This window comes from Herbiconiux sp., from assembly GCF_023264855.1.
Classification (GTDB): Bacteria; Actinomycetota; Actinomycetes; order Actinomycetales; family Microbacteriaceae; genus Herbiconiux.
In genome coordinates this window covers 1-19534 of record NZ_JAHFUW010000044.1, presented here as the reverse complement: position 1 = coordinate 19534, position 19534 = coordinate 1, and the positions used below count along the sequence as shown (strand labels likewise).

The following is a 19534-nucleotide window of genomic DNA, read 5'->3' as shown; positions in this document are numbered from 1 at the left end:
CCGCGCCCGGAGACTTGTCGTCAGATCGACTCCACTGAGGTAGAAGCTAGATGGTGCCGTCGGCGACGGCGTTCTCGATCCACGGGATGACCTCGTCGAGCATGTCCTCCAGCGTAGTGGTCGCCTCGAAGCCGAGGAGTTCCTTCGCCTTGGAGACATCCGGAACCCGCTTGGCCACGTCGTACTCGAAGCCGGGGTCGCTGGTGACGTTCAGCGGCACGTCCGGGCCCTTGATCTTGCGCCAGATGACCTCGGCGAGCTCGATCACCGAGTGGCCCTCGGCGGTCGAGACGTTGAAGTCGTTGTTCAGCGCGGCCGGGTGGTCGAGCGAGAGCACGATGCCGCGGGCCAGGTCGCCACCGTAGGTGTAGTGGCGCACCTGCTCGCCCGAGCCGAGGATGTGCAGCGGGTCCTGACCCTTCAGCACCTTCTGCACGAGGTCGGGCACGACGTGGCTCATGGCGAGCTTCACGTTGCCCGAGTCGATCTCGACGTCGCCGAGCGCGCGGCTCTCGCCGATGCCCACGCAGTTGAAGGGTCGCAGGATCGTGTAGGGCAGCTTGTACTGGTCCCAGGCGGCGCGGGCGAAGTACTCCACGGCGAGCTTCTGGAAGCCGTAGGACGACAGCGGCGGCGGAACCTCGCGCTCGTCGCCTTCTTTTGAGGGCCAGCGGTCGGTCGACTCGAACACCATCGAGCTCGACATGTAGGTCACCTTCTCGAGGCGGCCCTTCTTGTGGGCGGCGATGGCCGCATCCACGCTCGAGGCGATGATGCGCTCGTTCTGCGCCAGCAGGTCGTAGGCGTAGGTGTGGAAGTAGGAGATGCCGCCGATGAGGGCGGCGCCGGCGATGAAGTGGTCGCAGTCCTCCAGCAGACGGGTCATCAGCTCGACGTCTTGCACGTCGCCGACCACGAGCTCGTAGTTCGGGTTCTCGTCGTACGACTTCTTCACGGGGCCGTACTTGGAGTAGTTGTCGACTCCGACGACCTGGTAGCCCTTCTCGAGCAGCTCTTCGACGATGTAACCACCGATGAATCCTGCGGATCCGGTGACGAGGACCTTCTTCATGACGTCTGCTTCCTTGTGTTCGAGGGGCTGGGGGAGGTGCGGGTCGTGCGGACGAGTTCGTGCAGCTCGTCGAGGGTCAGCTGGCGGCCGAACGCGAAACGGTACCACCGGAAGTACTTGGGGAGCCATTTGGCGAGCTTGAAGTTCGACTGGCCGAACGCCCTGTCCAGCCAGATGGTGGGGATCTCGGCCACCGGGCGGCGCAGGCGCCGGGCCTTGGCCGTGAGCTCGAGCCCGATCTCGAAGCCGTCGATCGAGTCGATGCCCACCTGGCGCACGAACTCGGCGTTGTAGGCCTTGAACGAGTTGGTGGCGTCGCGGGTGCCCGCGTTCGTGAACAGGTTCAGCGTGATCCCGGCCGTGCGCGAGAGGAAGGCCTTGAAACGCGGCCCGCCGACCTGCTGGCCGCCCGGCATGTAGCGCGAGGCGGCGGCCACCACGACCCCGCGTTCGACCAGGCGCACGAGGTCGTCGATCTGGCGGGGGTCGTCGCATCCGTCGGCCATCGTCACCACCACGGTGTCGCTGGTGGCGTGGTCGATGCCGTAGCGGATGGCGTAGGCGGGGCCGCGACCGTAGTCGTTGACGGCGATCCGGAGAGCCGGATGCTGCGCGGCGTAGGCCTCGACCACCGGAACCGTGGTGTCGTCGGGTGAGTCGACCACCACCAGCACCTCGACGTCGAGGTGCACGGCCTCGAAGATGCGATCCAGCCCCGGAACGATGTCCTCGCCCTCGTTGTAGGCGGGGATGATGATCGAGGCGCGGTGGTCCTCGCTCAAATCAGGACCCCCTGGCCGAGCAGGTTCCAGACATCCGCGACGGGCTTGTCCGTCTGGATGTCGCGGTATTCCGCATGCGGCGTGGCGACGATCAGGATGTCGGCCTTCTCGAGCACCGACTCCAACGGCAGCAGCGTGTCGTCGGTCTCCTCGGTGACGTGCGGGTCGGTGCCGATGACGGCCTTCGCCCGGAACTTCAGCACCCGGCGCAGCTTGTAGGAGAGCGACGAGCGGATGTCGTCCGACCCGGCCTTGAACGCCATGCCGAGGATGCCCACGGTGAGGTTCTCGAGGTCGAAGCGCTTCTCGAGCTGCGTGACGATGTACAGCGGCAGCCCCTCGTTCACCTGCATGGCCGAGTGGCCGAGCGCGAACTTGTTGTCGCTGAACGCGGCGAGCTGCATGGTGTCTTTGAACAGGCACGGGCCGGCGGCGAAACCGGGGCCCGGCAGGTCTTTGGCGCGGGGGTAGTCGTGCGTGAGGCCCTTGCGGATCTTCTCGAAGTCGAGACCGCGGTCGTTCGCCATCATGTAGAACTGGTTCGCCGCGGCGAATTTGATGTAGCGCCACGTGTTGGTGAACAGCTTCGCCAGCTCGGCCTCTTCGGGCTCGAGGTGCACGATCTGCTCGGTGAGGGTGCCGAACAGCGCGGCGGCGCGAGCGCGGCCCGTCGCGGTGCGGCTGGAGACGATCTGGGGGAGGGTGAACAGCTCTTCCATCGCCTTGTGCTCGGCGATGCGCTCGGGGCAGAACGCGACCTCGGTACCCAGGCCCGCCTCGCGCAGGCGACGCTCCACCAAGGCGGTGACACCCGGGTAGACGGTGCTGCGCAGGATGAGCAGCTGCTCGTCGGAGAAGTAGGGCATGCACGCTTCGAGCGCCTTGGGGATGGCGTTCGGATCGGGGTTCAGGTGCTCGTCGACGGGCGTGCCGATGACCACGACCACGTTCTCGGCGGTCGCGACGACCGCCGCATCCGTCGACGCCGTCAGCATGCCGTCGGCCAGCGCCTTCTGCAGCACGGGCTCGGCACCCGGCTCGCTGAACGGCATCCGGCCAGCCAGGATGCCGGCGACGGCCTTCTCGCTGAGGTCGTACACGACCACCCGCGAACCGCGGTCGGCCAGCGCGATCGCGAGGGGAAGACCGACGTGACCGCCGCCCCCGATGACGACGACGTCGTTTTCGAAATTCGTGGACAAAAGGTCTGACCTCGCATCGTTATCATGGGCCGCTCCACCCCCGATGTCCGTGTCGACACTAGTAGAGCATGGGTCAGGATACAGGGTCGGTTATCATCTTCAGGGCTCGGCACACCGCCGCCCCGCATCGATCGGTGAGAACGGCGAATTCGTGAAGAAGATCTGGGACTACCTCTGGGAACGCCTGGTGCGGTACGCCCTCAAGTTCGGGGTCGTCGGGCTGGTCGGCTACTTCATCGACCTCGGCATCTCGAACCTGCTGTGGTCCGGCGCCCTGGGCGACGGCTGGTACGAGACCCCGCTCGGCGGCAAGTTCATCTCGGTCACGATCTCGACGCTGGTCACCTGGTTCGGCAACCGGTACTGGACCTTCCGCGAGCACCGCCGCAAGAACTTCCTGCTCGAGCTCGCCGAGTTCAGCCTGATCGCCGTGATCGGCCTCGGCATCTCGCTCGCCTGCCTCTACGTCTCGCACTACCTCCTCGGCCTTACCAGCCTGCTGGCCGACAACATCTCGGGCAACGTGGTGGGGCTGGTGCTGGCCACGGCGTTCCGCTTCCTGCTCTACCGCTACTGGGTGTTCGCGCCCACCCGGTCCGACGGCTACACCGCTCTGAAGAACAAGGAGGCCGACGCCTCCCGCAGCGTCGCGCCGTAGCATCCGGCGCCCCCGGCGTGGGAGTGCAGTGGCGCAGACGCTGATCTTCCGCGGGAAAGCGGGCCGCGCACCGGCCGCGGGGTGGCGCAACGGAGAGTTCTCCCTCGGGAAACAGGCGCGCAACGGCGGGCCGCGAGACTGGCGGGGCTTCACTGACCTCGACCCGATCCCGCACCGCCGACATGAGGGAGATCCCATGCTCCGCACCATTCCGCTTCGCACCCCACCGAAGACCGCCGTGGCGATCGGCGCCCTCGCAGCCACCGCGCTGCTGCTCACCGCGTGCAGCTCCGGCTCCTCGGCCAGCGAGGACGCCGCCACGGATGCCGCACTCAGCGTCGGCGCCACCGACCTCGCCGCGGCCGGCTGCCCGGCGATGGTCGTCATCCAGACCGGCTGGAATCCGGAGGCCGAGCACGGGCACCTCTACCAGCTGCTCGGCGACGACTACACGATCGACGCCACGAACAAGGTGGTCTCCGGTCCGTTGATGGCCGGTGGCGAGTACACCGGCGTCGACGTGGAGATCCGGGCGGGCGGGCCGGCCACCGGATACCAGACCGTGAGCAGCCTGATGTACACCGATCCGGACATTCTGCTCGGCTACGTCTCCACCGACGAGTCGATCGCCCAGTCGGCCGAGATGCCCACCACCGCGGTGTTCGCCTCGCACGACATCAGCCCGCTGATGATCATGTGGGACCCGGAGACCTATCCCGACGTGAAGGGCGTGACCGACCTCGTCGACGCCGGCGCGATCATCCGGTACTTCGACGGCACCGCCTACATGGAGTACCTCACCTCGGCGGGCATCATCCCGGCCGATCAGACCGACGGGTCGTACGACGGCAGCCCCGCCTCGTTCGTGGCGGCGGGTGGCAAGGACGCCCAGCAGGGCTACGCCTCCGCCGAGCCCTACGTCTACGAGAACGAGGTGGAGAGCTGGATGAAGCCCGTGCAGTACCAGCTGATCGACGACCTCGGCTTCCGGCCGTACCAGGATCCGGTCGTGGTGCGCAGCGACGACGTGGCCGCGCAGCCGGACTGCCTCGCCGCCCTCGTGCCGGTGCTGCAGCAGGCCGAGGTGGACTACTTCGCGGCTCCGGATGCCACGAACGCCCTCATCCTCGACCTGGTCGACCAGTACGACACCGGCTGGGTCTACACGCAGGGTGTGGCGGACTACTCGGTCGAGACGATGCTCTCCGAGGGCATCTCGGGCAACGGCGACAACGACACTCTGGGCGACTTCGACGAGGCGCGGGTGCAGGATCTGATGGACAAGGTGCTGCCGGTCTACAGCCAGCAGGGCATCACCGTCGCCGACTCGCTCACGCCCGCCGACCTGGTGACGAACGAGTTCATCGACAGCTCGATCGGGATGGACTGATCCCGGGGATGCCCCCGGCCGCCGGTGGTGGGGCGGCCGGGCGGGCATCCGCTCCGCTCGGCATGAACGCGCAGGCGATCCTCGTCTGCGCGTTCATCGCGTCGGTGCAGATGACCTGGGGCGTGATCGTGCCGGCGCTGCCGCTGCTGGTCGAGCGGTTCGGGATCGGGGTGGGCAGCATCGGCCTGCTGATCGCGGCCTTCGCGATCGGGCGGGTGCTGGCCAACGTGCCGGCGGGGCTCGCGCTCCGCCGCATCCCGCCCCGGCCCTTCCTCCAGGTGGTCTCGGTGCTGCTGGTGGCGCTGACCGCGGTGACCGGGCTGCTCGACTCGGAGCCGCTGCTGCTCGGCGCGCGACTGCTCGCGGGCGTGCTGGGCGGTGCTGCGGTGACGATCGGCTTCGCGGTGCTGGTGGCGGGGGCGCCGGCGGATCGGCGGGGCCGCACGATGGCGACGGCGACCGTGGTGCAGATGAGCGGGTCGGCGGTGGGTGCGCTGCTCGGCGGGGTCGTGGTGGAGGGCTGGGGCGTGACCGCGGCGTTCGCCGTGGCGGCGGTGCCGCTGCTGCTGTGCCTCGGGGTCGACCTGTTGCGGCCGGCGCGACACTACTGGGGTGCGTTCCGGCGCTCGCCGGAGGTGCCTGTGTCGGCGACCGTACTCGAGCCCGTGCCGGAGCCGCACGGCGCTTCGACGTCTCCGGTAGCTGCGGAGTCCGCAGATCCCACTGGCTTTGAGCGCTCCAGTGGCCGGCGGCTGGTGGTGGGCCTGGTGGTGTTCTCCTTCGCCACCTTCCTGGCGCGCTTCGCGGGGGAGCAGGGTCTCATCCCGGTGCTGGCCTACGGCACCGGCGGTCTCTCACCCTTGGGCTTGGGCGTGGCGATGGCGGTGGGCACGGTGGTGAGCATCGCGGTGCTGCCCGGAATAGGGAGGCTGGTCGACCGCGGTGCGCGGCTCACGGTGCTCGTGCCCGCCGGAGTCGTCGGTGCGGCCGTGCTGCTGGCGTTCCCATTTCTCACGTGGCCGCTCGGCTTCGGCGCCGCGATCGTGCTGTACTACCTGGCCACGAGCGTGGCCGGTGTGGTGCCGAACGTCGTCACGAGCGAGCGATTCGCTCCGGCGGCGGCCGGCGCCGTGGTCGGGCTCACCCGCACGGCAGGCGACGTCGGCGCCGCCGTCGGCCCGCTTCTGGTGTTCGCGCTCGCGGCCGCCTCCGGAGACCTCGCCGCGGTCGCCGTCATCGCGGCTGTGCTGCTGGTCGCCCTGGCCGTGCTCGCCCCCTCGCTCCGCCCCGGGCGGAGAAGTGTGATCGGATAGCCCATGACACCCACGCCTTGTCTTCGTGGAAGCGATCCGGTCATGTCCCTGGCCGGCAGGGACGGTCACAAGCGATCCTCACCTGCCCCGGGTGCGATCAGGCTTTGCCGACCCAGCCATGATCATCGTCGGCAAGCGCGGAGCGCGCGGCAGCCCCCGTACGGTTCGGTGCCTGGATGGTTGGCTCGGCGAGGGTCTGCCGCGCGCTTCGCGCTTGCCCACGATGACCGTGCCCGGTTCGCGGAGACGGGCGTGCGTGGTTAGGCGGCTGGGCGTTGGGTGGTGCGTCGGCGGGTGGTCGGGATCGGCGTCTGCTCGATATCGATCCACCTCGGCGGGATGAGGTGGGGCACACCCGCATGCATGGTCAGTTTCCAGGATGACTTGTGCAGGTGCGAGTGATGGAAATGGCAGAGCAGCACGCCGTTGTCGATATCGGTACGTCCCGGCGGGTGATCGGCGGAGACCCATTCATCTGCGTGGTGTGTTTCGCAGAATGAGGGGGGCCGGTCGCAGTCGGGCCACACGCATCCGCCATCTCGGGCCGCGAGCGCCCGATTCTGAGCCGCAGTGAAGAGCCGTTCTGTCTTGCCGTGGTACAGCACCGCGCCACGGTCGCTGAACAGGGTCACCGCGATCGGGGAGGTGCAGCGCAACTGCGCCACGGTGGAAGCGGGAACGGGCTCGTCGATGCCATCAATCCAGCCGACCCCGCGCCCCGCCTCGATGTTGTCGAGAGTGATGTGCACGTTAAGGGTGGTGGTGGCACCGTTGAGGCGCGGCATGTCAGGGGCGCCGGCAGCGCGGGCGATGAGTTCGGTGACGGTGTCGGAGTTCTTCTGCGCCTGCGTGCGAATGTCGGCGGTGGCGGTGTGTGCCACGTATTCGTCTTCGGTCAGGAACCGCGGTCCACTGGAGGGTGATCCTGCGATGCGGGGGCTTTGCATGGCCTGGATGCTCGCCAGCCACACACTGCCCTGTTCGGGTGTGAGGGCGAACCGGCCGCGGATCATCCCGTCACTGGCCTGGCTGATGGTGAGGGAGCGCTGCTGCTGGAGTCGCTCATCCCGAGGCTCCGCACCATCGGGATCGATGACCTCACGAAGATGAATGGCGAGCCTGGAGGTCTGATCGGCAGTGAGGTGGTTGGTGAGGGTCTCGTCGACGAGGGTCTGCTCGGCGCTGGCCACAACCTCGGGGGCGCATCCGCGCTCCGACAGTTCGGCGCACCGGGTCACGATGATCGACGCCGTCTCAACCCCGAGGGAGCCTTCGTCGAGGGCCCGGCCGACGGCCGGGAACGGGGCCGGCCCTTCACCGCCACCCAGTAGCACCGCCCCGCGTAGTTTGCGCCCGATCTCGAGCCGCGCCTTGCTCTCGCGTGCTGACGTGCCAGTGATGGTTGAGACGAGCTTGACCGGGCTGGTGAAGTTCTGCGACCTGCTCAACCCCTCGTCCCCGAGCTCGCTGCGCGACCGCACCCCGACCTCACCGGCCACCCGAATCTGCCAGGCCGAGAGCGCCCGCCCGGCCGCCTCAATAGCGGCCATCACCTCCAGCAGATCCTCGTCTTGCAGCCCTGCCATCGCGGCGTTGATCTCGCCCTCGTCGCCACGGAGATCGGCGGCGATCCCTTGGAGTCGAGCTACTGTCTGCATACTGAGATTCTATCAGAAAGACCTGATGAAAGCTCGATTAATTTGAGCCGGACGGTGATTGCGCGCCGGACCACGCCGCCCTGGAAAGGACCACAACTAGAGCTCGACGCGGGCCGGGGACAGCTCCACGCGCACCTGGTCGGAGCGCTGGCGGCCGTGGTAGACCATCACGACGTGGCCGGCGGCCGAGCGCACCGTCGTCTCGATGAATAGCAGCGGCGACCCCACGTCGACCGAGAGCAGCTCGGCGGCCGAGAGGTCGGCCGATATCGCGCTGATCTGGCGCGAGGCGCTGAGCGGCCGGTGGCCGAAGCGGCCCTCCAAGATTTCGAGCACGTCGTCGTTCGCGTCGCTGCGCGTGAAATCGTCCTCGTCGCGCAGCGGAACGTAGTAGGTGCGGAGCGAACCGGGCCGATTGCGGTAGAGCACCACGCGCTCGAACACCGCCATCCGGGTCGTGTCGGGGGAGAACACCGCGGCCATCGATGCGGGCACCGCGGAGGTCTCGCGCCAGCCGATCAGCAGGTAGTCGTGCTCGAGCGGGGCGGGGTCGATCCGCAGCATGTCGAGTAGACGGTCGGTGCGCCAGGTGGTGGGACGGCTGTGGGCGTAGGTGCCCTGCCCGGCCGTGCGGCCGATGGTGTTCTCCTGCACGAGCATCTGCATCGCGATGCGGGCGGTGTTGCGGGTGCAGGAGAACTCGCGCGCGATCTCCTCGTCCGAGGGCAACCGCTGCCCGCTGTCGGCGGCGGCCAGCACGAAGGCCGACACGAGATCGCGAAGCCGCCTGGCCTCATCCTGGCGTCGGTGCTGACCGAGGTCGAGCATCTTGTCGTCGGTGAAGCTGCGCCGCCGGGGCCCGGAGCCGCCGAACGGTCGCGCCGGGTGCACGGACCCATCCACGCGCTGGGCGTCGTCGGTCTGCCCCGGCTCATCGGCCGGGTTTTGGTCGTCTGAGGTGGCGCTCGTCATCGACTCGAGCCTCTCACGCGAACTCCGGCACTCCCAAGGTGTCTCGCAGCGTCGTGCCGTCGTAGCGGGTGCGGAACCGCCCGCGGCGCTGCAGCTCGGGCACCAGCAGCCCGACAACGTCGATCAGGTCGCGAGGCGTCACCTGCGGGTGCGCGATCATGAAACCGCCCCGGCTGCCGGTCGACTCGTACGACTCCTCGAGGTAGTCGGCCACCTCGGCGGCACTGCCCGCGACGGTGTGCTCGTACCCGGTGGCCACCTTCCAGAGCGAGTCGAAGAACTCCTCGCGGCTGAGCTCGGTGGTGGCGCCGTGCTCGTTCACGAGATCGCGGAAGCCCATCGGGCTGGCCTGCTTGGCGATCACCTCGGCCTGCAGCTCCTCCAGCGTGAAGCGCGCGGGCAGGGAGGCGAAGTCGTATCCGGTGTTGTGGGCGAACTGGGCGGCCGAGGCCTCGGGCGGCAGCAAGTCGGCCAGCTGCTCCTTGCGCCGGCGCGCGTCATCCGGGGTGTCGCCCACGATCAGGTGCAGATCCCACAGGATGCCGACTCGCGACGGGTCGCGGCCGGCGGCGAGCAGCTCCTGGTCGAGGGCGGTGCGGTGGCGCACCCGGTCGGCCTCGGCGAACGCCCCGCCGAACACCACGTCGGCGAAGCCGGCCGAGGCGCGGATGCCGCGAGGCGATCCGCCGGCCTGGATCAGCACGGGCGCCTGCTGCGGGCTCGCCACGGTGTTCAGCGGCCCGGCCACGTCGAAGAACTCCCCGTGGTGGTCGATGGCCCGGATGCTGCCGGGTTCGGCCACCATGCCGGTCTCGCGGTCCCACACGAACGCGTCGCGGTCGACACTGCGCCAGAGCTCCTGGCACACCCGCACGAACTCCTCCATCCGGCGGTACCGGGCGTCGTGGTCCATCAGCTCGTCGAAGCCGAAGTTGGCGGCATCCGCCCCCCGCGAGGAGGTGACCACGTTGAAGGCCATCCGCCCGTTCGTCACGATGTCGAGCGAGTTGAGCAGGCGCGACACGTAGAACGGATGCAGGAAGGTCGACGAGTAGGTGAGCCCGAAGCCGATGTGCTGCGTGTCCTGGGCGAGCGCCGCGATGAACGGGCTCATGTCCTGCCGGGGGAAGCCGATGCCCCACTCGACGGCCGGATCGATCGAGGCGCCGTAGGTGGAGGGGATGCCGGTTCCGTCGCCGAAGAACACCATGTCGAGGCAGCCGCGCTCGGCGGCGAGCAGCAATTCGCGGTACATCCGCAGGTCGGGGAAGTCGCGGCCGGCCCAGGAGCCGGGGAGCCGCCAGCGGCCCTGGTGGTGCGAGAACGAGAGGTCGAGCGCGAGGCTCATCTGGTAGGGCACGGGTCAGCCTTCCTTCGTCGCCGGCAGGTGGTCCAGCAGCGGCATGACCTCGGTGCCGAAGCGGTCGACGCCCTCGAGGAAGTCGTCGAAGGTGAGCATGGTGCCCGCGGTGCCCGGCACGGCCGCGATGGCGTTGAGGTGGTCGGCCACGGTCTGCGGCGAGCCCACGAGCGCGCGGCCGCCGTAGAACGGCGACACCTCGGCCCGGTGGCTCTCCGCCACCATCGCACTGGAGCCGTCGGTGGAGGTGTCGTTGGAGTACTCGCGCACCATGCCGGCCACGGCCCCGCGATCGACGCCCCGGGTGTAGAGCTCCACCTTGCGGGCCGCGTCGGCATCCGTGTCGCCGAGGATGACGAGGGTCTGCGCGAAGGCTCCCGGCGTGCGGCCGAGGCTCGCGCTCGCCTCGGCGAGGGCGGAGTTCGAGGCCGCCACCTCCTCGGCGTCACCGCCCGCTCCGAAGTGGTAGTCGGCGTACTCGGCCACGAAGCGGCGACCGCGCCCCGAGGTGCCCGCCGAGATCAGGTCGATGTGACCCGCGGGAACGGGGGCCACCTCGCAGTCCTCGATGTCGAAGTACTCGCCCTGGAAGGTGACCCGGCCGGTCTCCCACGCGGTCAGCAGGATCTGGGTGAACTCGCTGAGGTAGTCGTAGCGGTACCCGTAGTAGTCGTCGCCGCGCCAGGCGCCCATCTGGGCGTACTCGCTGCGGTTCCAGCCGGCCACCAGGTTGATGCCGAAGCGGCCGCCCGAGATCTCGTCGATCAGCTGCGCCATCTTGGCCACCACGATCGGGTTGTAGCTGAGCGGCGAGACGGTGGCGTAGAGCTTGATCGTCGAGGTGATCGGGGCCAGCGCCGCCATCAGCGTCATCGGGTCGATGGTGTGGTTCCAGTGCTGCGTCTCGCCGCCGTAGCCGCGATACTTCAGCATCGCCAGCGCGAAGTCGAAGCCGTGCTTCTCGGCGCGCGCCACGACCTCGCGCTGCAGCGCGAAGGTCGGCTCGTACTGCGGTGAGGTGGTCGAGAGGATCCAGCCGTTGTTGCCGACGGGGAGGAAGACTCCGTAGCTGACCATGTGGTGCTCCTATCGGTCGGGAGATCAGTGCGTGTCGAAGACGGCCTGGTACTCGGCCACCTTCTGGCGGATGGCGTCGAGCTCGGCGGGGGTCGGAGCATCCGGATCGGCCGGAACCGGCAGCGCGCCGAACTTCAGCAGGCTCGCCATCAGCAGGATGCGCGCCTTCGGCGCCGAGAGGTTGCTGCCGCGGATGAGCAGACCGCCGAGCGTCGACTGGCCGAAGGCGTAGCCGCCGCCGCCACGACCGACGGCCACGACAGGCATGCCGCGGAACACGCCCTGCAGCAGCGCGGCGCGCATCGACTCGTACACGCCGCCGTACGGGGCCGATCCCTCGGCCACGATGCCCGAGAGCGGATGGTCGCGCAGGTTCTTCTGGATGCGGGCGAGGATCTCGACCTCGCTGTCGGCGGAGTCGGAGAAGTCGTCCTGGCCGTAGTTCACGTAGCGCGCGATCGTGACCTTGGGCAGCGCGTCGGCGAGCAGGTGACCGTTCTCGTCACGCGTGGGCACGGGCGACCCGTGGATGCCGGTGACGGCGGTGGGCAGCTGATCGAGCGACAGAGCCGAGGTGTGGGTGTGCCGGGCCACCGGTACGAACGAGAGCACCGGCTCCTCGACCGTGTTGCCCACGATGCCGCCGTGACCGCCGTAGGCGATGTAGCCGCCGGGGCGGGCATCCGCCTTCTGCACCTCGCGGGAGGTGAAGACCTGGCCGTTCTGGATCATCACGGCGCCGACGCGGTCGTGGCCCTCGGCATCCGCCCACACCTTCGAGGCGATGTAGGTGGCCGACTGCACCAGGTTGTGGTCGCCGTCGTTGCCGAACACCCCGTGGCCGTACTGCGAGCAGTTGCCGATCAGGGGCTTCGTGGTGGGGATGAGCAGGTTGAACCAGTAGACCGTCTCTTCGGTGGTGGGGCTGCCCTCGAGCCAGATGGCGCCGTCATAGTCGCCGGCGGCGAGGGTGTCGAAGACGATGTTCGTGAGGGCGGCGAGCGTCGGCAGCGCCGGTTCCTGCCGCATCGGCATGTAGGGGAAGAAGTGCTCGCCGAGCGTCTCGGGGGCGAGGTCGCCCGGTTCGCCGCGGTGACCGGCGGGCGTCGGGGTGTCGGTGCGTTCGGCGGCGGGCTGCCCCTTGGTGTAGCCGCCGGAGGGCGCCGCGCGCACGAAGTCGAAGTCGGCCAAGTCACTCATCAGGTTGTTGGCGCCGTAGCCGTCGAGCCCGAAGTGATCGATCTCGCGCACGATCCGCGAGGCGTCGGGATAGAACAGCTGGCGCGCGGTGCCGGCGTCGTCGAAGGGCCCGTCCCATGGCTGCCCGTTCGCCTGCGTGGCGGCGTAGGGGAGGGGGAAGGGGCCGTCGGCCGGGTCGAGGGTGACCCTGTAGACGGGAGTGGCGCCGGTGGATTCCTCGGTCGAGAACGCGCCGGTCTCCGGATCGAGCCAGCCGTCGACGGGGCCGTAGAGCTCGGCGGCATCCTTTTCGAGCGGATGCGCCGAGAACGCCGACACGTAGACGGTGACCGGCGCGGCCAGCTGCTGCGCGCGCAGCGATTCGGGGAGACCCGTGTCGGCCCCGGCGAGACCGCGGTCGCGGCGCACCGACTGGCTGGTGCGCAGGGCGGGACTGTTCTGGATGGTGGCGCGCGGGCCGGAGAAGATCACGATGCGAGCGCGAGCGGCAGGGGTGGAGGCCATTCCCGAAGCGTAGGCGGGCGGTGTTTCACCGACGTTGCTGCTGTGTGATCACCGCGCTTCGCCACCCGCGACACGGCGCTCGGCCCGGAACCACGGGGATCTCCGCCGGGCTCCGCCGGGCTGCGCCGCCGAGCCCGGCCCGGCGGCCGCGTGTCAGATGCGGGTCGGGAAGGCGGGGTCGAGCGGGTGCCGGCCGGCGGAGGGCGGGGGTGTCTGCAGGCCGTAGGGGTCGCCCGGGAACGCCATGGGCGTCGCGGGCTGCAAGGTGGAGCGGCGGCGGTCGTGACCTCCCAGCACCACCCAGAGGGCGAACAGTGCGGCCGTGACGGCGAAGGCGATGGTGAGCGGGATGGCGCCGAGCGGCGGCACCCAGGCGCCCGGATCGGCGACCTGCGCCCACTCGTTCTCGTAGCCGACCGCGAAGCGGCGCATGGTGGTCTGGAACGAATAGGCCACCGCATACGTCCAGGCCGCGCCGGCCAGCACGGCCACGACGGTCAGCACCCAGCGGCCGCGGGTCCAGCGCAGGAAGCGCGGTGATGCGGCGATGCACGCCGCCATCCCGAGCAGCAGCGCCATGGCGAGGATGAGCGTGTAACGGCCCTGCCAGATCAGCCCTCCCTTGGTCACGTAGAACGACTGGATGAACGGCGGCAGGAAGAAGAACGCGAGCCCCAGCGCGATCACGAACACCAGCTTGCGGCCGCGCACCCAGATGATCGTGCCGAGCGCGAGCAGTCCGACCAGGGCGTAGGTGACGAAGTAGACCGTCGGATGCAACGGGGTGTCGAGCCAGCCCAGGATGCCCACCATCTGCCGGGCCTGCAGGTAGAACTGGCCGATCATGGCGAAGAAGCCCTCCACCGGGGTGAGGCCGACGCCCGGGGCCTCGGAGACCACATCCGGAGTCGCGCTCGGACCGGTGCCGAGCGAGTTGCTGGACAGCGTCCAGCCGATGCTCGCCACGGCGCCGAGGGCGATCAGCAGGATGCTGATGATGACGCCGGGGCGTTTCAGCAGCGCGCCCAGCTCGCGCCCGGTGAGCAGGATGAGCGGCAGCACCAGCAGCACCGCCACCCAGAGCGGCGAGATGCCGCGGGTGTTGCACACCAGGGCGGCCGCGATCACCACCATCGTCAGGCGTGAGTCGAGAAGTCGTGGATCGGGTTGCAGCACGATGCCGAGCATGCCGGCGAACAGGGCGAGGCCGGCGGTGAACTCCAGGGTGTTCGGGTTCACCGTGCCCATCAGGTAGAGCACGATGGGGGTGATCGCCGCCATCACGGCGAGCGTGGGCAGGCGGTGCGAGCGCCAGGCGCCGATCATCCAGAACGTCGCGGCCAGGAAGAACGCGGTGAGCACGGCGCTGACGATCCGCATGGCGTAGATGCCCGTGTAGTCGGGCGCGATCAGCGTGGGCCAGCCCACCATCCAGTAGTAGACCGGGTTGTAGAGGCTCGCGGCCGAGTAGCTCTCGACGATCTCGTTCGGGTCGCCGGTGAACGCCGGGGCGCAGGCGGCCGAGACGTCGGCGAAGAACGCGAAGCAGCCCTGCGAGTACTCGTAGGCGAGGGCGGCCGGCACGTGCAGCACGCCGCCGCTCGGGATCATCTCGCTCGGCAGCAGCTCGCCGCGCACCACGGAGCCGGCCTTCACCACATGGGCGGGCTCGTCGGGCGAGCCGCCGATCGGGGTGGCGAGCGCCCACAGCGCCCCGAGCACCGAGAGCAGGATCCAGGGCAGCAGCAGCCAGCGCCAGACGGAGCGGCGCGGGGCGGGCTGCGAGCCGTACGCCGATCCGGCGGCGCTGCCGGGTGCGGAGACCGTGCCGTCGCCTTGGCCGTAGGAGCGGGCTCCGGATGATGCGGGGGCGAACGTCATGGATTCCTTCGGGTCTCGAGGGCCTCGGCGAGGGACGTCTCGAGCTGTTTGATGCGCAGGTCTTGCAGGGCGACCGCTTCGGCCAGGGTGCGGGTCTCGCTCTCGAGCTCGGTGAGCTCGCCCGAGTGCTGGATCGACACCAGGAACAGCACCGCGATGCTGAGGAAGAAGACCAGGTTGGTGGGTACCGTCACGCCGAACAGGCCGGCCAGGGCGCCGAGCAGGTTCGGGAACACGCCGATGATCAAGGCGATCACGCCGGCGGCCAGCCACCAGATGGCGTGGCGCTCGCGCAGGTGGTGCCGGCGCAGCGACTCGATCACCACGCCGAGCACGATCAGCGCGGCGACGATGCCGAGGATGTAACTGGCGACGCTCATCCGCTCACCACCGGGATCGCCGCGGTCGAGGCCGGCGGCTCGGAGATGGTGATGCGCGGGCGGATCAGGGCCACGAACAGGGCCATGCCGGCGCGGCCGAGATAGACCGCGGCTTTGTACGGGTTGTGCGAGGGCACGCCGCCGGCCCGCGGCCGCATGGCGACGGGCACCTGGGTGACGGTGAGGCCCGAGCGGGCGGCGATCACGAGCGACTCGACGGTGTCGCCGAGGTACTCGGAGGGATAGTGCTGCGCGAACAGGGCCACCGCGCGCGGCCCGCTGGCCCGGAAACCGGAGGTGGTGTCGGTGAGCTTCGTCTTGGTGATCTTCGACAGGATGCCCGAGAGCACCTGCATCGCCCAGCGGCGGGGGCCGCGCACCGCGTAGTCGCCGACGCCCGCGAACCGGGCGCCGAGCACGAGGTCGTAGCGCCCGAGCTGGGCCACCAGCTCTTCGATGCCGCGAGGGTCGTGCTGCCCGTCGGAGTCGACCTGGATGACGTTGGAGTAGCCGGATGCCACGGCGTACTTGAACCCGGCGCGCATGGCGCCGCCCACGCCGAGGTTGATCGGCAGCCGCAGCACGGTGGCCCCGGCGGCCTCGGCCTCACGGGCCGTGGCGTCGAGCGATCCGTCGTCGACCACGAGGCAGGCGACCCCCGGAGCGGTGGCGAAGACCTCGCGTACGACGGCCCCGACCGCCTCTTCTTCGTTGAACGCGGGCATCACGATCAGCGTGCGTTCGAGGGCGGTCGGCATGACCCCCATCATAGCTACGGGCCTCCCGCAGGAGCCCTGGGAGCCCGCGTGCCGCGGCCGCAGCGAGGGTGAGGGTCAGCGGAGCTGAGCCTCCACGGGGGAGGGGATGCGGCCGGCCCGGCCGGCCCAGCCGGCGCGGAGACCGGCAAGCATCGCGCGGCCCCGGGCGCGGCGGCCGGGCAGGAGCAGCTGCACGATGACGCAGTGGCGGAGGTCGGCGAGGGTCTGCTGCACGGTCCAGGCACGGTGGCTGCGGCCGTAGCGGCGGTTCAGCAGGATGCGGTTGCGCACGAGGTAGTAGTAGCGGAACGGCTTGCTCACGACGAGGGCCACGGGCGCGCCGCCGAGGGCGACGGGGCGGCCGAGCAGGCGGGGGGTGTGACGCTCGCCGAGGCTGTGGCCGAGCTCGGTGCCCATGGCCAGCAGTACGCGGCGGCCGGATGCGGTCACCCGCAACGCGAAGTCGGTGTCGACCCCGTCGATGAAGAGGGCTTCGGCGAACGGGCCGACGGCATCCACGGTGTCGACGGGGATGAGCATGCCGGACTGGATGGGGGTTCCGCCGATCAGGAAGCCCTTCTCGCTCGAGACGGCGGCCGAGGGCAGCCCTTCGATGCGGGCGGGGGCGACGAGGCCGACCGGGAGTCCGGCTGAGGCCGCGTCCCGGGCGGTCGCGACCAGGCGCTGGATCAGCGCGGCATCGATGCGGGAGTCCTGGTCGAGGGTGAGTACGAAGGCGGGTGCTGGGGCGGGGGCGGCCGGCGCGGGCGGGGTGGTGCCGACGGGTGCGCTGCCGCCGGCGGCGCGTGCCGCGGCGATGCCGGTGTTCAGCGCGGCGGCGATTCCGCGGTTCTGCGGATGCCGAACCACGGTCGCGCCGGCGGCTTGGGCCCGAGCCAGCACGGCGTCCGATCCGGTGCCGCTGCCGTCGTCGACCACGACGACCGCGCCGAGCACGGGAGCGAGCGTCTCCACCAGCTCCACCAGGTTCTCGCCCGCCCGGAAGGCGGTCACGACGGCCGCGACCGTGCGCAGTGCATCCGGTGCGGTGTCGGCGGCGCCCGGTCGACCGGGGGTGGTGGCGGCGTTCACAGAACCTCCCTGGCGCCCCGGAACCTCCGAGACGGCGACTACTATGCTTGCACCTTATGACCGATCCGAGCGGTGCCCAGGACGGTTCCGCATCCGGCCCCACCATCGGCCGCCGCTCGTTCGTGGGCGTCGGTGCGGCCTCGCTGATCTCCGCGGGTGTCGGTTTCGCGGTTCTGCTGATCGTGCCGATCGCCTTCGGTGCGGATGTCGCATCCGCCACCGTCTTCCTCACCTTCTGGTCGTTCCTGTTCGTCTGGTTCGGCATCCTGGGCGGCCTGTCGGCCGAGACCACGCGTGCCGTGCACGTCAGCGACCGCGACCCCCGCCCGGCGGCCGAGCGGCGTGAGCCCCGGATGCTTCCCGTGGGCCTCGTGGTGGGCGTCACGATCGGCGTGCTGCTGTGGGCGACCGGGTTCTGGTGGGCACCCCTCGTGCTCGGGCCCGACTCCACCGCGCTCGCCGTGCCACTCAGCTGCGGGGTCGCGCTGTTCTCCGGCCACGCCACGATCGTGGGCATCCTGGGTGGGCGGCTGCAGTGGTCGACCTACACGCGCCTGCTGATCGGAGACTCGCTGCTGCGGCTGGCCCTGGTGGGCGCGGCCGCCGTCGTGGCGGCGACCGTGGCCGGCTTCGCCGTGGCGGCGAGCATCTCGACACTGGCCTGGCTGATCGGGCTGCTGTTCTCGCCCACGCTGCGCTCGGCAGGGCGGGCGCGGGCCGACGCCGGCCTCGGCGACTTCCTGAAGCGGGTGGGGCACGCCTGCCTGGCCTCCGGCTCCAGTGCGGTGCTGGTGGTGGGCTTCCCCGTGCTGCTCAGCCTCACCTCGAGTCACGAGGTCTATCGCGCGGCCGCCGGGTTGCTGCTGGCGATCAGCTTCACCCGGGCGCCGCTGCTGATCCCGCTGAACGCCTATCAGGGCGTGGCGATCGCGCACTTCGTGAACAACCGCTCGGCCGGGTTGCGGGCGCTCGCACCGGTGGGCCGCCTGATCGCGCTGATCGCGGTGGGGGGAGCGGTGCTCGGCGGGCTGCTCGGGCCGTGGCTGCTGACGCTCGTGTACGGGCCCGACTACGTCGTCGGCTCCTGGACCGTCGCCGGCCTGGTGCTGGCCGCTGGGATGCTCGCCCTGGTCACCATCACGGGCGCGCTGTGCCTCGCGCTCGACAAGCACCGCGCCTACTCGGGCGGGTGGATCGCGGCGACGGTGCTGGCCGTTCTCCTCCTGCTGCTGCCCCTGCCGATCGAACTGCGCGCGGTGCTGAGCCTTCTGCTCGGTCCGCTCGCGGGGCTCGCGATCCACTACCTGGCACTGCGGCCGCGGAAGTCGGATCGCGCGGCCGGTTCCGGCCACACCTCCCCTCCCGCCGGCGCTCCTTCTCCCACCGACGAGCCGAAAGGGATCGCATGAGCCGCGGCATCCGGGCCAGTGTCTGCATGGCCACCTACAAGGGCGCCGAGTACGTCGCCGAGCAGATCGAGTCGATCGTGGCGCAGCTGGGGCCCGACGACGAACTCGTGATCGTCGACGACTGCTCGCCCGACGACACGGCCGCGGTGATCGTCTCGACCATCGACCGGCTCGGCGAGTCCCGGGTGTTCCTCACCAAGACCGACACGAACGTCGGCTACGTGCGCGCCTTCGAGGCCGCCATCCGCCGGGCGCGGGGCCGCTTCGTGTTCCTCTCCGACCAAGACGACGTGTGGACCCCCGGCCGCCACGAGCTCATGATCGCCGGCCTCTCCCGCTCGCTCGTGGTCGCCGGCAACCACAGCATCCTCGGCCGGAACGGGGCCCGGCTCTGGTACCCGCCGCTGCGGGCCCGGGGCTCGCGCCGGTACCTGGCCAACCTGTTCGCGATCATGATCGGCTATCGGCCGTATTTCGGATGCGCCATGGGTTTCCGGCGCGAGGCGATCGACGGCGGCATCCTGCCGATCCCCGAGTACGTCACCGAGTCGCACGACATCTGGATCGCCATCACCGGCAACGTGCGCCACAGCATCCGTCACCTCGACGAGGTCGTCGTCGAACGCCGCCTGCACGACAGCAACCAGACCCCCCTGGGCATCCGCGGCCTCCCCACCATCCTCGCCGCCCGCCGCCGCTTCGCCCGCCTCACCGCCGAGGCGTCGCGCCGCGCGCGTGTCGCCCGCCGGGCCCGAGCCGCCCGCCGCGCTCGAAGCTGAACTCTTCGCGAGCCGTCGATTTTGGCCCTATAACGGCGCTCATAGGG

Annotated in this window: 17 protein-coding genes; 5 read left to right on the top strand and 12 right to left on the bottom strand. The window is 69.9% G+C overall.

Annotation, left to right across the window (positions count from 1 at the left end; translation table 11 throughout):
* Positions 1-46 precede the first annotated feature (46 nt).
* From Q0D75_RS16025 to Q0D75_RS16015, 3 genes are read right to left on the bottom strand one after another with little or no spacing between them, the layout of a single operon-like run.
* Positions 47-1072, bottom strand: a complete 1026-nt coding sequence (locus Q0D75_RS16025; RefSeq protein WP_291055607.1) for an NAD(P)-dependent oxidoreductase — start codon at positions 1070-1072, stop codon at positions 47-49.
* Complete coding sequence (locus Q0D75_RS16020; protein ID WP_291055604.1) at positions 1069-1854, bottom strand: glycosyltransferase family 2 protein; 786 nt, start codon at positions 1852-1854, stop codon at positions 1069-1071. Before Q0D75_RS16020 ends, Q0D75_RS16025 begins: the two co-directional genes overlap by 4 nt.
* The gene (locus Q0D75_RS16015; protein WP_291055601.1) at positions 1851-3056 is read right to left on the bottom strand and encodes a nucleotide sugar dehydrogenase; all 1206 of its coding nucleotides are present in this window, start codon (positions 3054-3056) and stop codon (positions 1851-1853) included. The genes Q0D75_RS16020 and Q0D75_RS16015 overlap by 4 nt, the downstream gene beginning before the upstream one ends.
* 151 nt (positions 3057-3207) lie before the next feature.
* Here Q0D75_RS16015 and Q0D75_RS16010 point away from each other — a divergent pair, with 151 nt between their 5' ends.
* The 3 genes from Q0D75_RS16010 to Q0D75_RS16000 all read left to right on the top strand — a co-directional run bounded on the left by Q0D75_RS16010 (position 3208) and on the right by Q0D75_RS16000 (position 6417).
* Positions 3208-3714, top strand: coding sequence for a GtrA family protein (locus Q0D75_RS16010; protein WP_291055598.1), 507 nt, complete (start codon positions 3208-3210; stop codon positions 3712-3714).
* 196 nt (positions 3715-3910) lie between these two features.
* The gene (locus Q0D75_RS16005) at positions 3911-5104 is read left to right on the top strand and encodes an ABC transporter substrate-binding protein (protein WP_291055596.1); all 1194 of its coding nucleotides are present in this window, start codon (positions 3911-3913) and stop codon (positions 5102-5104) included.
* A gap of 8 nt (positions 5105-5112) precedes the next feature.
* Positions 5113-6417 carry an MFS transporter gene (locus Q0D75_RS16000; protein ID WP_291055593.1) on the top strand — a complete coding sequence of 435 codons (1305 nt, stop codon included), beginning with the start codon at positions 5113-5115 and terminating at the stop codon, positions 6415-6417.
* 260 nt (positions 6418-6677) lie between these two features.
* Here Q0D75_RS16000 and Q0D75_RS15995 read toward each other — a convergent pair whose 3' ends face one another.
* From Q0D75_RS15995 to Q0D75_RS15955, 9 genes are all read right to left on the bottom strand, one after another.
* The gene (locus tag Q0D75_RS15995; protein ID WP_291055590.1) at positions 6678-8003 is read right to left on the bottom strand and encodes an HNH endonuclease signature motif containing protein; all 1326 of its coding nucleotides are present in this window, start codon (positions 8001-8003) and stop codon (positions 6678-6680) included.
* Between the two features lie 168 nt (positions 8004-8171).
* Positions 8172-9047 (bottom strand): GntR family transcriptional regulator, encoded by an 876-nt coding sequence (locus tag Q0D75_RS15990; RefSeq protein WP_291055586.1) that lies wholly within the window; start codon positions 9045-9047, stop codon positions 8172-8174.
* A gap of 13 nt (positions 9048-9060) precedes the next feature.
* On the bottom strand, positions 9061-10407 hold the full coding sequence (locus Q0D75_RS15985; protein WP_291055583.1) for an NtaA/DmoA family FMN-dependent monooxygenase: 1347 nt from the start codon (positions 10405-10407) through the stop codon (positions 9061-9063).
* 3 nt (positions 10408-10410) lie between these two features.
* Positions 10411-11484 carry an LLM class flavin-dependent oxidoreductase gene (locus tag Q0D75_RS15980; protein WP_291055580.1) on the bottom strand — a complete coding sequence of 358 codons (1074 nt, stop codon included), beginning with the start codon at positions 11482-11484 and terminating at the stop codon, positions 10411-10413.
* A gap of 24 nt (positions 11485-11508) precedes the next feature.
* Positions 11509-13188 carry an asparaginase domain-containing protein gene (locus Q0D75_RS15975; RefSeq protein ID WP_291055577.1) on the bottom strand — a complete coding sequence of 560 codons (1680 nt, stop codon included), beginning with the start codon at positions 13186-13188 and terminating at the stop codon, positions 11509-11511.
* A 153-nt stretch (positions 13189-13341) separates the two neighbouring features.
* Positions 13342-15069 (bottom strand): DUF2142 domain-containing protein, encoded by a 1728-nt coding sequence (locus tag Q0D75_RS15970; protein WP_291055574.1) that lies wholly within the window; start codon positions 15067-15069, stop codon positions 13342-13344.
* On the bottom strand, positions 15066-15449 hold the full coding sequence (locus Q0D75_RS15965) for a DUF2304 domain-containing protein (protein WP_291055572.1): 384 nt from the start codon (positions 15447-15449) through the stop codon (positions 15066-15068). Before Q0D75_RS15965 ends, Q0D75_RS15970 begins: the two co-directional genes overlap by 4 nt.
* Positions 15446-16207, bottom strand: a complete 762-nt coding sequence (locus Q0D75_RS15960) for a glycosyltransferase family 2 protein (RefSeq protein WP_291055569.1) — start codon at positions 16205-16207, stop codon at positions 15446-15448. Before Q0D75_RS15960 ends, Q0D75_RS15965 begins: the two co-directional genes overlap by 4 nt.
* Before the next feature lie 75 nt (positions 16208-16282).
* Positions 16283-17299 carry a glycosyltransferase gene (locus Q0D75_RS15955; RefSeq protein WP_291055566.1) on the bottom strand — a complete coding sequence of 339 codons (1017 nt, stop codon included), beginning with the start codon at positions 17297-17299 and terminating at the stop codon, positions 16283-16285.
* A gap of 56 nt (positions 17300-17355) precedes the next feature.
* Between Q0D75_RS15955 and Q0D75_RS15950 the strand changes: the two genes are divergently transcribed.
* Together Q0D75_RS15950 and Q0D75_RS15945 are read left to right on the top strand one after the other, a co-directional pair.
* On the top strand, positions 17356-18708 hold the full coding sequence (locus tag Q0D75_RS15950) for a hypothetical protein (protein ID WP_291055563.1): 1353 nt from the start codon (positions 17356-17358) through the stop codon (positions 18706-18708).
* Positions 18705-19487: a glycosyltransferase gene (locus tag Q0D75_RS15945; RefSeq protein ID WP_291055560.1), complete on the top strand. Its 783-nt coding sequence runs from the start codon at positions 18705-18707 to the stop codon at positions 19485-19487. The genes Q0D75_RS15950 and Q0D75_RS15945 overlap by 4 nt, the downstream gene beginning before the upstream one ends.
* Positions 19488-19534 lie beyond the last annotated feature (47 nt).

Excerpts from the sequence above, each read along its gene's own strand:
- Q0D75_RS15980 (WP_291055580.1), bottom strand. The coding sequence starts at position 11,484 with ATGGTCAGCTACGGAGTCTTCCTCCCCGTCGGCAACAACGGCTGGATC.
- Q0D75_RS15950 (WP_291055563.1), top strand. The coding sequence starts at position 17,356 with ATGACCGATCCGAGCGGTGCCCAGGACGGTTCCGCATCCGGCCCCACC.
- Q0D75_RS16005 (WP_291055596.1), top strand. The coding sequence starts at position 3,911 with ATGCTCCGCACCATTCCGCTTCGCACCCCACCGAAGACCGCCGTGGCG.
- Q0D75_RS15970 (WP_291055574.1), bottom strand. The coding sequence starts at position 15,069 with ATGACGTTCGCCCCCGCATCATCCGGAGCCCGCTCCTACGGCCAAGGC.
- Q0D75_RS16000 (WP_291055593.1), top strand. The coding sequence starts at position 5,113 with ATGCCCCCGGCCGCCGGTGGTGGGGCGGCCGGGCGGGCATCCGCTCCG.
- Q0D75_RS16025 (WP_291055607.1), bottom strand. The coding sequence starts at position 1,072 with ATGAAGAAGGTCCTCGTCACCGGATCCGCAGGATTCATCGGTGGTTAC.
- Q0D75_RS15990 (WP_291055586.1), bottom strand. The coding sequence starts at position 9,047 with ATGACGAGCGCCACCTCAGACGACCAAAACCCGGCCGATGAGCCGGGG.
- Q0D75_RS15995 (WP_291055590.1), bottom strand. The coding sequence starts at position 8,003 with ATGGCAGGGCTGCAAGACGAGGATCTGCTGGAGGTGATGGCCGCTATT.
- Q0D75_RS15975 (WP_291055577.1), bottom strand. The coding sequence starts at position 13,188 with ATGGCCTCCACCCCTGCCGCTCGCGCTCGCATCGTGATCTTCTCCGGC.
- Q0D75_RS15960 (WP_291055569.1), bottom strand. The coding sequence starts at position 16,207 with ATGCCGACCGCCCTCGAACGCACGCTGATCGTGATGCCCGCGTTCAAC.
- Q0D75_RS15965 (WP_291055572.1), bottom strand. The coding sequence starts at position 15,449 with ATGAGCGTCGCCAGTTACATCCTCGGCATCGTCGCCGCGCTGATCGTG.
- Q0D75_RS15945 (WP_291055560.1), top strand. The coding sequence starts at position 18,705 with ATGAGCCGCGGCATCCGGGCCAGTGTCTGCATGGCCACCTACAAGGGC.